Origin of the sequence: Mycobacterium sp. E796 (assembly GCF_001672815.1) — a bacterium.
GTDB lineage: Bacteria > Actinomycetota > Actinomycetes > Mycobacteriales > Mycobacteriaceae > Mycobacterium.
This window is the reverse complement of record NZ_LZKK01000012.1, coordinates 23,814-37,355: the sequence shown is the minus strand read 5'-3', so window position 1 is coordinate 37,355 and position 13,542 is coordinate 23,814. Positions and strand designations below refer to the sequence as shown.

Annotated in this window: 11 protein-coding genes; 1 reads left to right on the top strand and 10 read right to left on the bottom strand. The window is 67.2% G+C overall.

The genetic code is table 11. The annotated features are described in order from the left end of the window. Window positions 1-17: 17 nt before the first annotated feature. The 5 genes from A5706_RS00755 to metH form a co-directional block, all read right to left on the bottom strand. Complete coding sequence (locus A5706_RS00755) at window positions 18-1,385, bottom strand: FAD-containing oxidoreductase (RefSeq protein ID WP_068126078.1); 1,368 nt, start codon at window positions 1,383-1,385, stop codon at window positions 18-20. Beyond that, entirely contained in the window at window positions 1,382-1,891 is a 510-nt protein-coding gene (locus tag A5706_RS00750) for a DUF4126 domain-containing protein (RefSeq protein ID WP_068126076.1), read from the bottom strand. Before A5706_RS00750 ends, A5706_RS00755 begins: the two co-directional genes overlap by 4 nt. Window positions 1,892-2,016: 125 nt before the next feature. Next, entirely contained in the window at window positions 2,017-2,874 is an 858-nt protein-coding gene (hisG, locus tag A5706_RS00745) for an ATP phosphoribosyltransferase (RefSeq protein ID WP_068126074.1), read from the bottom strand. Between the two features lie 2 nt (window positions 2,875-2,876). Then, the gene (locus A5706_RS00740; RefSeq protein ID WP_068126071.1) at window positions 2,877-3,158 is read right to left on the bottom strand and encodes a phosphoribosyl-ATP diphosphatase; all 282 of its coding nucleotides are present in this window, start codon (window positions 3,156-3,158) and stop codon (window positions 2,877-2,879) included. 119 nt (window positions 3,159-3,277) lie between these two features. Beyond that, on the bottom strand, window positions 3,278-7,027 hold the full coding sequence (gene metH, locus A5706_RS00735) for a methionine synthase (RefSeq protein WP_068126069.1): 3,750 nt from the start codon (window positions 7,025-7,027) through the stop codon (window positions 3,278-3,280). Between the two features lie 361 nt (window positions 7,028-7,388). Between metH and A5706_RS00730 the strand changes: the two genes are divergently transcribed. Continuing rightward, window positions 7,389-8,258 carry a PAC2 family protein gene (locus A5706_RS00730; RefSeq protein WP_173817410.1) on the top strand — a complete coding sequence of 290 codons (870 nt, stop codon included), beginning with the start codon at window positions 7,389-7,391 and terminating at the stop codon, window positions 8,256-8,258. Between the two features lie 4 nt (window positions 8,259-8,262). Here A5706_RS00730 and A5706_RS00725 read toward each other — a convergent pair whose 3' ends face one another. The 5 genes from A5706_RS00725 to A5706_RS00705 all read right to left on the bottom strand — a co-directional run bounded on the left by A5706_RS00725 (window position 8,263) and on the right by A5706_RS00705 (window position 13,498). Continuing rightward, a complete protein-coding gene (locus A5706_RS00725; RefSeq protein ID WP_068126067.1) occupies window positions 8,263-9,159 on the bottom strand; it encodes an SDR family oxidoreductase in 897 nt (298 codons plus the stop codon). Window positions 9,160-9,307: 148 nt separating this feature from the next. Next, on the bottom strand, window positions 9,308-9,943 hold the full coding sequence (locus A5706_RS00720; RefSeq protein WP_197517713.1) for a TetR/AcrR family transcriptional regulator: 636 nt from the start codon (window positions 9,941-9,943) through the stop codon (window positions 9,308-9,310). Between the two features lie 136 nt (window positions 9,944-10,079). After that, window positions 10,080-10,997 (bottom strand): dihydrodipicolinate reductase, encoded by a 918-nt coding sequence (locus tag A5706_RS00715; protein ID WP_068126115.1) that lies wholly within the window; start codon window positions 10,995-10,997, stop codon window positions 10,080-10,082. Window positions 10,998-11,456: 459 nt separating this feature from the next. Continuing rightward, window positions 11,457-12,704 carry a cysteine--1-D-myo-inosityl 2-amino-2-deoxy-alpha-D-glucopyranoside ligase gene (gene mshC, locus A5706_RS00710; RefSeq protein ID WP_068126062.1) on the bottom strand — a complete coding sequence of 416 codons (1,248 nt, stop codon included), beginning with the start codon at window positions 12,702-12,704 and terminating at the stop codon, window positions 11,457-11,459. Window positions 12,705-12,730: 26 nt separating this feature from the next. Then, window positions 12,731-13,498 carry a 3'(2'),5'-bisphosphate nucleotidase CysQ gene (locus A5706_RS00705; RefSeq protein WP_068126059.1) on the bottom strand — a complete coding sequence of 256 codons (768 nt, stop codon included), beginning with the start codon at window positions 13,496-13,498 and terminating at the stop codon, window positions 12,731-12,733. Window positions 13,499-13,542: the final 44 nt, after the last annotated feature.

Below are 13,542 nucleotides of genomic sequence, written 5' to 3'. Positions count from 1 at the left end.
TGCGATCGCCACTAGGGTCATTCGAGCGGCGACATCTCCTGCAGCATCGTGGGAATCAGCTCGCTGACCGTCGGGTGGATGTGCATCGTGCGCGAGAGCGTCGTGTAGGGCGCCCCGGCCGACATGACGTCCAGGATGGCGTGGATCGCCTCGTCGCCACCGACGCCGAGGATGGCCGCGCCCAGGATCTCGTCGGTTTCGGCGTCCACCACCACCTTCATAAAGCCTTGCGTCTCACCCTTTTCCACCGCCCGGCCGACGCGCGTCATCGGCCGCTTGCCGACCAACGCCTTGCGGCCGGACGCGCGAACCTGGCTGACGGTCATGCCCGCGCGCCCCAGCGGCGGGTCGATGTAGAGCGCGTAGGTGGTGATGCGGTCGCTCACCCGGCGGGGGTCGTTGTCCAGCAGGTTGGCGGCGACGATCTCGAAATCGTTGTACGACGTGTGGGTGAAGGCGCCCTTGCCGTTGCAGTCGCCCATCGCCCAGATGTGGTCGACGCTGGTCTTGAGCTGGTCGTCGACGACGATGTAGCCGCGTTCGGTCTGCACGCCGGCGGCGTCGAGACCGAGGTCGTCGGTGTTGGGGCGCCGTCCCACCGCCATCAGCAGGTGGCTCCCGGCGATGGGCTCGGCACCGGCCCGCGGCGTGAGTTCAAATCCGTTGGCGGTCTTGGTGATTCGCACGTCGTCGGCGCCGATGACGATGTCGATGCCCTCGGCCTGCAGGATCTCCCTGACCGTGGCGGAGACGTCCTCGTCCTCGCGGCCCGCCAGCCGCGGGCCGCGCTCGACCACGGTCACCTGCGCCCCGAAGCGCCGGTACATCTGCGCGAACTCCAGCGCGATGTAGCTGCCGCCGACGATGACGAGATGCGATGGCAGCGTGTCGAGTTCGAGGATCGACACGTTGGTGAGGTAGTCGACGTCGGCGAGGCCCGGGATGGCGGGCACCACGGCACGCCCGCCGACGTTGAGGAAGATTCGCTCACCGTGCAGCAGGTCACCGTTAACTGAAATCGTGTGCGGGTCGGTGAAGCGGGCGTGACCGCGAATCAGGGTGCAGCCGTCCATGCCCTCGAGCCAGCTTTCGACGCCCTTGCGGTCGCTGAGCATGATGTCGTCTTTGCGCGCCTTGACTTTTGCCATGTCGACGCTGATCGGGCCGGTCCCCACGCCGTATTCGGCGCCGCGCCTGGCCAAGTGGGCGGCGTGCGCGCTGGCCACCAGGGTCTTGGTCGGGATGCATCCGGTGTTGACGCAGGTGCCGCCGACGAGCTTGCGCTCGATGATCGCGACGCGCTGCCCGGCCGCGGTCAGCCGGCCCGCCAGCGGAGGGCCGGCCTGCCCGGCGCCGACGATGATCGCGTCGAAATGCTCCGTCACTTAACCGCCGTCAGGATGTATTCCGTTATCACGTGACCGGTCACCGCGACGACGGCGAACCCGCCCAAGATCGCGACCGCATCCTCGAGCAGCGCGATCGGCAGGTCCTTTCCGGCCACGGCGGCCAGGCGTTTGCGCGCCTGATAGCCGCCGAAGGTGCCGAGCACCGCCCCGATGATGCCCGCGCCGAGCGCGGAGAATGTCCAGTGCGGCCACGCGCCCAGCACGGCGCCCGCCAACCCGCCCGTGATGATCCGCGCAGCGAAGATCGGGGGTGCCGTGCGGGCCGGCGTCTTGGGCAGTTTGTCGTTGACGAGTTCGCCGATGGCGAGAAGCGTGAAGACGATCGCGGTGATGATGTTGCCCATCCACGACGCCCAGGTGCCGTGCAGGTCGAGCCAGCCGAGATAGGCACCCCACGCGACGACGGCGGGGGCCGTCAGGGAACGCAACCCGGCGACGATACCAATTGCTAGAGCCAGCAGCAGAATAAGCGCGTGTGTCACGAAGACCCTCCTGGGGGACGAGCAGCGCGGCAAGGGTAAGGGATGACAGCCCACGGAGAAACGGGCGTTGGTTTTTCATCAGCCCTAGAGCGGACGCTAACACAGCCGCGGGCGCGGCACGATGATCAGAACCGGCAGAACCTGATGTCCGAAGCCAGAATCGCCTTGGCGCCGATGGCGGCGAGCTCGTCCATGATCTCGTTGACGCCACGGCGGGGCACCAGCGCGCGGATCGCCACCCAATCCGGATCGGCGAGCGGCGCGATCGTGGGCGATTCCAATCCCGGCGTGATCGACGTGGCCTTGTCCAGCACCAAACGCGGGCAGTCGTAATCGAGCATCAGGTATTGCTGGCCGAACACCACCCCCTGGACCCGCGCGACCAACTGATCGCGCACGGCCTTGGTCTCGCCGTGGCCGTCGTCGTCGGCGCGCTCGATCAGCACCGCCTCCGAATCGCACAGCGGCTCACCGAACGCCACGAGGTCGTGCAGGCTCAGGGTGCGCCCGGACCCCACCACGTCGGCGATGGCGTCGGCCACCCCGAGCTGGACCGAGATCTCCACCGCGCCGTCGAGCCGGATGACCGTGGCCTCAATCCCTTTCTCCGCCAAGTTTTTTCGGACCAGGTTCGGGTAGGCGGTGGCGATCCGTTTGCCGGCGAGGTCGGCCGTCGTCCAGTCCCGCCCGGCCGGACCGGCATAGCGGAAGCTCGACGACCCAAAACCCAACGCCAAGCGCTCGCGCACCGGTGCGTCGGAGTCGCGCACCAGGTCCCGACCGGTGATGCCGAAATCCAGCTCCCCCGAACCCACGTAGATCGCAATGTCTTTGGGCCGCAGGAAGAAGAACTCGACCTGGTTGACGGGGTCGACGACGGTGAGGTCCTTGGAATCCGTGCGGCGACGGTAGCCGGCCTCCGAGAGGATCTCGCTGGCCGGCTCGCTCAGCGTGCCTTTGTTGGGAACCGCAACGCGCAGCATGCTCACAGCTTCCGGTAGACGTCGTCGAGGGACAGTCCGCGCGCGATCATCAGCACCTGCGTCCAGTACAGCAACTGGCTGATCTCTTCGGCCAGCGCGTCGTCGGGTTCGTGTTCGGCGGCCAGCCACACCTCGCCGGCCTCCTCCAGGATCTTCTTGCCCAGCCCGTGTATGCCGCCGTCCAGCGCCGCGACCGTGGCGCTACCGGCCGGCCGGGTGCGCGCGCGATCGCCGAGTTCGGCGAACAGATCCTCGAAGGTCTTCACGGCCAGCGATTGTTCCACGTGCCGGCCGGCGAAGTCACGGCGGTTTCGCGGGGCGGTCGCGCCCGGGAGGGTGCGCAAATTGCCACGCTCGGCGGCGTGTCGGCGTACAGAACGCACGCTCGCGGACAATAAACCGCTTAGTCCTCCGGGTTGTAGCCGAGATTGGGGGCGAGCCAGCGTTCGGCTTCTTGCAGGGTCCAGCCCTTGCGCTTGGCGTAGTCGGCGACCTGGTCCTGGGCCATCCGGCCGACCACGAAGTACTGCGATTGCGGGTGCGAGAAGTACCAGCCGCTGACGGCGGCGCCGGGCCACATCGCCATCGACTCGGTGAGCTCGATGCCGGTCCGCTCCTTGACGTCCATCAAGTTCCAGAGCGTCACCTTTTCGGTGTGCTCCGGGCAGGCCGGGTAGCCGGGGGCGGGGCGGATTCCCACGTACTTCTCGTCGATGAGTGCCTCGTTGTCCAGGTGCTCGTCCGGCTGGTATCCCCAGAACTCCTTGCGGACCCGTTCGTGCATCCGTTCGGCGAACGCCTCCGCCAGTCGGTCGGCGATCGACTCCAGCAGGATCGCGCTGTAGTCGTCGAGGGCCGCCTTGAACTCCGCGATCTTTTCTTGGCTGCCGAGCCCCGCGGTGACCGCGAAGGCGCCGACGTAATCCCGGTGACCCGTATCTTTGGGGGCGATGTAATCGCCCAGCGACCGGTTCGGGATGCCGTCCCGGTGTTCGCCCTGCTGGCGCAGGTTGTGCAGGGTGGTGAGCACCTCGGTACGGGTGTCGTCGGTGTAGACCTCGATGTCGTCTCCGACCGCGTTCGCCGGGAAGAAGCCGATGACCCCGTTGGCCGTCAGCCACTTCTCCTTGATCAGGGTGTCGAGCATCTGCTGGGCGTCGTCGTAGAGCTTGCGGGCCGCCTCACCCGAGGTCGGGTTGTTGAGGATGTCGGGGAACCGGCCCTTCATCTCCCAGGCGTTGAAAAACGGCTGCCAGTCGATGTATTCGCGCAATTCGGCGAGGTCGTAGTCAGGGAATTCGCGTACTCCGAGGCCCTTGGCCGGGACCGGCGGCGTGTAGCCGTCCCAGTCGATCGGCGTCCGGTTGGCGCGGGCTTTCTCCAGCGTCAGCGTCGGCCGCTCGTTCTTCTGGGCGTGCCGTTCGCGCAGCGACGCGTAGTCCTTCTCGGTGGCCTCCAGCAGCGCCGGACGCTGCTTCTCGTCGAGCAGCGCGGCGGCGACCGGCACCGAGCGCGACGCGTCCTTGACCCAGACCACCGGACCGCTGCGACGCGGCGCCACCTTCACGGCCGTGTGGGCGCGCGAGGTCGTCGCACCACCGATCAGCAGCGGGATTTCCATCCCCTCGCGCTCCATCTCGGCGGCGAAGTTGACCATCTCGTCCAGCGACGGGGTGATCAGGCCGGACAGCCCGATGATGTCGGCGTCGTGCTCCTTGGCCGCGTTCAGGATCTTCTCGGCTGGGACCATCACGCCGAGGTCGATCACTTCGAAGTTGTTGCACTGCAGGACAACTCCGACGATGTTCTTGCCGATGTCGTGGACGTCACCCTTCACGGTCGCCATGATGATCGTTCCGTTGGTGTCCTTCGCTGCTGCAGTTCCGTTCTGCTCTTTCTCCGCCTCGATGAACGGCAGCAGGTACGCAACGGCCTTCTTCATCACCCGGGCCGACTTCACGACTTGGGGCAGGAACATCTTGCCCGAGCCGAAGAGGTCGCCGACGACGTTCATGCCGTCCATCAGCGGGCCCTCGATCACCTCGATCGGGCGACCACCCGCGGCGGCGATCTCGGCGCGCAACTCCTCGGTGTCCTCGTCCACGTGGGCGTCGATGCCCTTGACCAAGGCGTGCGTGATCCGCTCCCGGACCGGCAGGCTGCGCCACTCGGCCGCCTTCGGGTCCTCACCCTTGTCCGTGCTGTTGAACCGCTCGGCGATCTCCAGCAGCCGTTCGGCCGCGTCCTCGCGACGGTTCAGGACGACGTCCTCGATGCGGTCCCGCAGCTCGGGATCGATCGAGTCGTAGGGCACCAGCGCGCCGGCGTTGACGATGCCCATGTCCAGGCCGGCCTTGATGGCGTGAAACAGGAACACCGAGTGGATCGCCTCGCGGACGGGGTTGTTGCCGCGGAACGAGAACGACACGTTCGAGATACCGCCGGAGATGTGCACTCCCGGGAGGTTCTCCTTGATCCAGGCGCAGGCCTCGATGAAGTCGAGCCCGTAGGACGCGTGCTCCTCGATCCCGGTCGCCAGGGCGAAGCAGTTCGGGTCGAAGATGATGTCCTCGGGCGGGAAGCCGACCTCTTCGGTCAGGATCCGATAGGCGCGACCGCAGATCTGTTTGCGGCGCTCCAGGTTGTCGGCTTGGCCCTGCTCGTCGAAGGCCATGACGACGACCGCGGCGCCGTACTTGCGGCACAGCCGCGCCTCGCGGACGAACTTCTCCTCGCCCTCCTTCAGGGAGATCGAGTTGACGATCGGCTTGCCCTGGGTGTTCTTCAGGCCCGCCTCGATGACCTCGAACTTGGAAGAGTCGATCATCACCGGGACGCGGCTGATGTCCGGCTCGGCCGCGATCAGCTTCGTGAACCGGTCCATCGCGGCGACGCCGTCGATCATGCCCTCGTCCATGTTGATGTCGATGACCTGCGCACCGACCTCGACCTGCTGCAGGGCCACGGACAGCGCGCTGTCGTAGTCCTCTGCCTTGATCAGGTTGCGGAACCGGGCCGAGCCGGTGATGTTGGTGCGCTCACCGATGTTCACGAACAGGGAGTCCTCGGTGATGTTGAGCGGCTCCAGGCCCGACAGGCGGGTCGCCGTCGGGATCTGCGGCACCTCACGTGGCGCCTTGCCCTCGACAACCTTGGCGATCTCGGCGATGTGCGGCGGCGCCGTCCCGCAGCAGCCCCCAACCAGGTTGACCAGGCCGGCCTCGGCGAAGTCCGCGATGTAGCCGGCCTGACGCTCCGGGGTCTCGTCGTACTCGCCGAAGGCGTTGGGCAGGCCGGCGTTCGGGTAGCAGGAGACGAAGGTGTCCGCGATCCGCGACACCTCGGCGATGTAGGGCCTCATCTCCGGGGCGCCCAGCGCGCAGTTGAGGCCGACCGCGAGGGGCTTCGCGTGCCGGATCGAGTTCCAGAACGCCTCGGTGACCTGCCCGGACAATGTGCGCCCGGACGCGTCGGTGATGGTGCCCGAGATGATCACCGGCCAGCGGCGTCCGCGGTCCTCGAACAGGGTCTCGACGGCGAACACCGCCGCCTTGGCGTTCAGCGAGTCGAAGATCGTCTCGATGATGAGCAGGTCGACACCGCCGTCGACCAGACCGTTGGCGGCTTCGAGGTAGGCGGCCACCAGCTCGTCGTAGGAGACGTTGCGGGCGCCGGGGTCGTTGACGTCCGGCGAGATCGACGCGGTCCGCGTGGTGGGCCCGATGGCGCCGGCGACGTAGCGGGGCTTCTCCGGGGTGCTGTACTCGTCGGCGGACTTGCGGGCCAGGGCGGCGCCGGCGTAGTTCAGCTCGTAGGCCAGTTCCTGCATGCCGTAGTCGGAGAGGGAGATCGCGTTCGCGTTGAACGTGTTGGTCTCCAGGATGTCGGCGCCCGCGTCGAGATATTCGCGGTGGATCCCCTCGATGATCTGCGGCTGCGTCAGGTTGAGCAGGTCGTTGTTGCCCTGCAGGGCGGTCGGCCACTCCGTGAACCGGTCGCCGCGGTAGCCGGCCTCGTCCGGCCGGTCCCGCTGGATCGCCGTGCCCATCGCGCCGTCGATCACCATGATCCGCTGGCGCAGAGCAGCCGTCAGTTCGTCGGTGCAGTCGGGGCGGATGTTCGGCGCGAAGATTTTCGGCTCAGAGGAGTTCACGTGCGTTCCTTCCGTAGCGGAAGGCGTCCTTGACTCTGCCGAGCGTGGCGGATACCCGGGGGCTCGGGGCCCTCAAATAGCCGTTGCAACGCCTCTCGACCAGAAAAGTCTACGTCGTCACCCGATCGAGGTCTGGACGCCCAACTCGTCGCCGCTCGCGGATCTTGTCGGCGACGTGATAGTTACCAAAGTTAACCAGTTTGCAGCCGAACGCATTTCCGAGCGGTGTTCGTTGGCGGCAGTCACCCCACAAGGATAGTCGGCCTATGGAATAGGTCCGGCGGTTGGCAGATCCCTGCCGGGCAAGGTTTGCGGAACTGCGCGGGCGGTTTGCGGCAGGCCGTACGCTGATTCTGTGACCCTGCCGGATCGTGGCCCGGAAGCCCGTGCGCTGCCCGAACTGCACAACACCATCGTCGTGGCGGCGTTCGAGGGCTGGAACGACGCCGGCGACGCGGCCAGCGACGCGCTCGAACACCTGGACGCCATCTGGGAGGCCGACCCGATCGTGGAGATCGACGACGAGGCCTACTACGACTACCAGGTGAATCGGCCGGTCATCCGCCAGATCGACGGGGTCACCCGGGAGCTGGTATGGCCGGCGATGCGGATCACCCACTGCCGGCCACCGGGTAGCGACCGCGACGTCGTCTTGATGCACGGCGTGGAGCCCAACATGCGCTGGCGCACGTTCTGCGCCGAGTTGCTGGCCATCGCCGACAAGCTGAACGTCGACACCGTCGTCATCCTCGGGGCCCTGCTGGCCGACACCCCACACACCCGCCCGGTGCCCGTCTCGGGCGCGGCGTACTCCCCCGAGTCGGCGAAACGCTTCGGTCTCGAGGAGACCCGCTACGAGGGCCCGACCGGGATCGCTGGGGTGTTCCAGGACGCCTGCGTGGCCGCCGGGATCCCCGCGGTGACGTTCTGGGCCGCGGTGCCGCACTATGTGTCGAACCCGCCGAACCCGAAGGCGACCGTGGCGCTGCTGCGCCGAGTGGAGGACGTCCTCGACATCGAGGTCCCGCTGGGTGACCTGCCGATGCAGGCCGAGGAGTGGGAGCAGGCGATCACCGAGATGGCCGCCGAGGACGAGGACCTGGCCGAATACGTGTCGTCGCTCGAGCAGCGGGGCGACGCCGAGGTCGACATGAACGAGGCCCTGGGCAAGATCGACGGCGACGCGCTGGCCGCCGAGTTCGAGCGTTACCTGCGCCGGCGTCGCAAATAATCGCCTAATCGCCTGCGAGCCCGCGCGTTTCGCGCAGCGACTCGACGTTGAAGGCGGACAGCGAGCGGCCGAGCGCGGCGGCCTCGGCGTCCATCCGGGGCAACAGCTCCGCGGTGGTCTTGCCGACAAGAATCTCGGTGACCCTGGGCAGGACCGGTTTGAGCCAGCGCAGCACCCCGACCCACGGCGGGCAAAAGATCCGGCGCGGACGGCCCTCGATGCCCTTGACGAGGGCGTCCGCGCACGCATCGACGGTGGTGGTCTTGTTGAGCGGCCACGGCAGCTTCGCGATCATCTCGCCGAAGGCGGGGATGTCGGCCTTGCTGTCGCGGACCAGGGCGGTGTCGATCCAGGACATGTGCGCCGAACCGACGCTCACGCCGAGGTTGGCGACCTCGAGCCGCAACGCGTTGGCGAGGATTTCGTTGCCGGCCTTCGTGGCGTTGTACGGCGCCAGCCCCGGGGCCGCCGCGTATGCGGCCAGCGACGAAACCACCAACACGTAGCCGCGCCGGTCGATCACGGCCGGCAGCGTCGCGCGCACGGTGTGGAAGACGCCGAGCAGGTTGACGTCCAGCACCCGCTTGACCGCCTCCGGGTCGACGTGCAACAGCGACCCGTAGCTGGCGATGCCGGCGTTGGCCACGACGACATCGATGCCGCCGAAGCGTTCGACGGCCTTGGCGGCAACGGCCTGCATGGCGGGCAGGTCGCGCACGTCGGCGACCGCGGTTAGCACCCGCTCTTCGCCAAGTTCGGCGGCGATCGCCGCCAGTTCGGCCTTGTCGAGGTCGGTCAGCACCAGCCTGGCGCCCTTGTTGCGCAGCCGACGGGCGACCTCGGCCCCGATTCCCCGGGCGCCACCCGTGATGAAGACGACTTTGCCGTGCAGCGACATCATGGGCGAAAACGTACTCTCTCGGTTTCGTGGCGTCGACGAGCTACGCACGTAATTCGTTCCATGGGTTGGACTCAGGGCCGAATGCCGGTGTCGCTGGTTGTGCTCCTGCTCGGAGACGCCACGACCACGGCGACCAAGAAAGCAACGTTTATGGAGCAACGCTGGCGAGCACGGACGCCAGAAGAAGTTCGAATGCTCGATCGTCGGGCGGTACTGGGGCGCTGGTGAATCCGCCCTCGTCGGCGGACTCCGTCTGCCGTACTGCGTTGTGCTTTTGCGCCAATCTCGCGAGAAGTATTGACCCTCGAACGAGTTCCGACACCGCGGAGTAGGTGTCGTGGGCTGTCCGCTCGTCGAGACCGCAATCGATCATGTTGGCGATCGCTTTCTGCGTCTCCTGTTCGCCGAGCCGTCGTGCCAGCGGACTCAGTGCGCCTCGAATGAGGATCAGGTCCGTCAACACCGGATCGCTGAGGAAGGTCCGGCGCACGCCGCGTGCGTGCGCCTTCAACGACTCACGCCAATCGTCCGACTCGGTGAACGCCGGTAATCCGCTGCGGCGCAACGCGCGGTCGGTCATGGCGTCGAGAAGCTCTGATTTGTTGCGTACGTGCCAGTAGATGCTGGTGACGCCGACGTCCAGCGATTTGGCGACCAGCGGAATGCTGAGCTCCTCGATTGAGGACTCCGCTGCTATCGCAAAGGCTGTCTCCACGATCGCATCTGCAGTCAGCGAGCCTCGCGCTCGTCGGACTGGTTGTCGCTGCGGCTTGGCAACCTGCACCCGCACCCCTCACCCGGCGTTGACGTGCATCGTGTCATGATCGGCAGCTTGGCCCACCCCCGCACGCTGGCGGTAGGGCCTTGCTCGCGCGCGCGTAGTCGACGTCCCACTGCGGCCGATTTGCTGATTCATCGTGTCAGCGCCGGATCTGGCGGGTAACGATCGTCGGGCCGCCCAGTGGCACGTCAAGCAGTCCGGGCGGGGCGTCAATGACTGCGGGGATGGCGTTGATCGCCGCCATCGCCGTCGCGGCAACACCGGGGTTGGTGGAGTCGCCTGGTGCGGGGTCCAGATGGAGGTCGAGGGTCATGTTCGGGTTTCCTTCGATACGAAACACCATGCCGCCCTGACCGCGTTGCGCTGGGCGCGGCCAAGAGTCGGGCCACGGCGTGGAGGTCACCGCGGCGAAGTATTGAACTGAGACGACGGGGCGTTCGTTCTGAATGGCGGCGAGCTGCCAGCGGTGACCGCAAATGGTGTCCTTCGGGATCACCCCGAGTGCGGTGGTGAGGTCGTCCGGGGCGAGGATCGTCTCCCAGTCCAGCGCTACCCGCTCGGTATCCACGCCCAGTGTGTCGGCGATATAGCGCACGACGGGTTCCCAGTCGTTGTTCACCTTGCCGACAGCGATGCGAATCGGGATGTGGCCGTTGGGTTTTCCGAATCCCATCGACTCATGCAAGACCTCCCAGATCGGGTAAGCCAAGTCGAGGTCGAGTGCGTACTCGTCCATGCGGTAAGTGTCGACCACACCGGCACCGGCTAGCAGAGCGGTGGGCAGGTTGAGGCTGACGAAGCCGGGTTCGCACCCGGTGGCGTAGAATGTTGAGTTACCTTGACGCGCAGCGTTTTCAATCGGTTCGCGCCACTTTTCCGGTGCCGCCTTCGGATACACCATGGGGATCGCGGAGATGGTGACGACGTTGATGCCGGCTTCCAGGTAGCCGACGATGTCGGCGATGACCTCGTCTTCTCGTCGGACGGCGGTCGCGCAGTAGGCGATGCAATCGGGCTTAGCGTCCAAGATCGCTGTCATGTCATCAGTCGCCACAATGCCGACGTCGGGTCGTCCGCAGAGTTGACCGGCATCGGTGCCTACCTTCGTCTGGGAGGACACCTTGAGCCCGGTCAGCTCGAGTGCGGGGTCGTCGATGATTGCGCGCAACGCGACGCTGCCCGTCATGCCGGTGCCGACGTGAGCGACGCGACGCTTCGCGCCGTCAGGAGATGAAGTCACAGGTCTTGCCTCTCAGGGCGCTAGGAGCGGTTGCCAACTAGACTGTTCGCAACCTACTGTATGTAACACCAGTATGGCTTACCAGTAGCTGTTGCGGTAACGGTGCAGAGAGCCGAAAGACGACGCTCACGGGCGTGATTTATAAATGCTGAGAAAACACCGCCCTTCACGCGCATGCGAAAGATCCGGAGTTCACCCTTGCTACGAGACGGCTCACAGAATGCGCGCCAATAAATGGGCAGATGCCGCGGGCAGGATGCTGTGGGACAGCGCTTCCTACAGATCTACCCCGAGCAACGCGTCGACCGCGGTCGCCACCAACGCCGGCGCCCCAGCGTCGTGACCGCCGTACTCGAGCGCATCGGTCGCCCAACCATCAAGCGCAGCAAGGGCTTTCGGGGTATCGAGGTCGTCGGCCAGGTAGCGGCGCACCCGGGCGACGACGTCGGTGGCGTCCGGGGCGGCGGGCAGGGCGGTCGCGGCGCGCCAGCGCCCCAGCCGCTCGGTCGCCTCGTCGAGCACCTGCCGGCTCCAAGAGCGGTCGGCGCGGTAGTGCCCGGCCAACAGCCCCAGCCGGATGGCCGCCGGTTCGACACCCTGCGCGCGCAACTCCGACACCAGGACCAGGTTGCCGCGGCTCTTGGACATCTTGTGCCCGTCCCAGCCGATCATCCCGGCGTGCACGTAGTGGCGGGCGAATCGCCGCTCGCCGCGGACACATTCGGCGTGGGCGGCGGTGAATTCGTGATGCGGGAATATCAGGTCGCTGCCGCCGCCCTGGATGTCCACGGGGCTGCCGATGCGGCTGAGCGCGATCGCCGCGCATTCCACGTGCCAGCCGGGCCGGCCGGCACCGAACGGCGAGGGCCAGCTGGGCTCGCCCGGCCGCGCCGCCCGCCACAACAGGGCGTCGAGTTCGTCGGTTTTGCCGGGGCGGCCCGGGTCGCCGCCGCGCTCGGCGAACAGTTGCAGCATGGTGTCGCGGTCATAGCCGGACTCGTAGCCGAACTGCACGGTGGCGTCCGCCCGGTAGTAGACGTCGGGGTAGTCGCCGTCGAGGACATACGCCGCACCCGACGCCAGCATCTTCTCGACGAGCTCCACCACCTCGGCGATCGCCTCGGTCGCGCCGACGTACTCCCGCGGCGGCAGTATCCGCAGCGCCGTCATGTCCTCGCGGAAGAGGGCGACCTCCCGGTCCCCCAGCTCGCGCCAGTCGACGCCGTCTCGCTCGGCGCGCTCGAGCAGCGGGTCGTCGATGTCGGTGACGTTCTGCACGTAGTGCACGTCGTGACCGAGGTCCAGCCACTGCCGGTGTACCAGGTCGAAGGCGAGGTAAGTGGCCGCGTGACCGAGGTGGGTGGCGTCGTAGGGGGTGATGCCGCAGACGTACATGGTGGCCTTGGAACCAGGTCGGGAACCGGCCGCCACCGGACGCACCTGCCGGTCGGAGGTGTCATACAACCGCAGCTCCGGGCCGCGCCCCGGCAGCACCGGGACCTGTGCGGAAGACCACGTCTGCATAACGTCGACTCTAAACGCGCACGGGATCAGCGAAATTCCTGGCGGATGGCGCCGAGCAGAATCGGCGCCAGCTCGGCGCGGCACATGACGAAGTCGGGCAGGTACGGGTCGAGCCGGTTGTAACGCAGCGGCGAACCGTCCAGCCGCGAGGCATGCATGCCGGCGGCCATCAACACCCCGGCCGGGGCCGCCGAGTCCCATTCCCACTGCCCCCCGGCGTGCACATAGGCGTCGACGTCGCCGTCGATGACGGCCATCGCCTTGGCGCCGGCCGATCCGATCGCCACGGGCTGAATGTGCAGCGTCTGGCGGATGCGATACAGCACCGCGGGTGGCCGGGTGGCGCTGACCGCGATCCGGATGGTCCCCGGGATGCCGGTGCGCGCGGCACCTGCGGTCACGGTGTCGCTGCGATACACCATGTTGCCGCGGGCGGGCAGCGAGACGGCCGCGTCGGTGATCTCGCGCCGCCCGTCAGTAGGCCGCTGCCAGAGCGCGATGTGGACCGCCCAGTCGTCGCGGCCCGGGGTGGAGAACTCGCGGGTGCCGTCCAGCGGGTCGATGATCCACACCCGGTCGTGATTGACCCGGGAAAGGTCGTCGTAGGCCTCCTCGCTGAGCACCGCGTCGCCGGGCCGCTCGGCCCGCAGCCGGCGCAGGATCAGCGCGTTCGCCAGGCTGTCCCCCGCGTCGCCGAGGGCCCAGGGATGGCCGAAACCGATTTCGTCGCGCACCTTGAGCAGCAGCTCCCCCGCGTCCGCGGCGAGATCGGCGGCGAGAGCGGCGTCCGTCATCTCACCCGGCGCGGAAGTCACCGGTTCAGTATCGCCGACGACCT

Coding starts and splice junctions, on each gene's coding strand:
- hisG (WP_068126074.1), bottom strand. CDS start 2,874: ATGCTGCGCGTTGCGGTTCCCAACAAAGGCACGCTGAGCGAGCCGGCC.
- mshC (WP_068126062.1), bottom strand. CDS start 12,704: ATGCAGACGTGGTCTTCCGCACAGGTCCCGGTGCTGCCGGGGCGCGGC.
- A5706_RS00725 (WP_068126067.1), bottom strand. CDS start 9,159: ATGATGTCGCTGCACGGCAAAGTCGTCTTCATCACGGGTGGCGCCCGG.
- A5706_RS00705 (WP_068126059.1), bottom strand. CDS start 13,498: ATGACGGACGCCGCTCTCGCCGCCGATCTCGCCGCGGACGCGGGGGAG.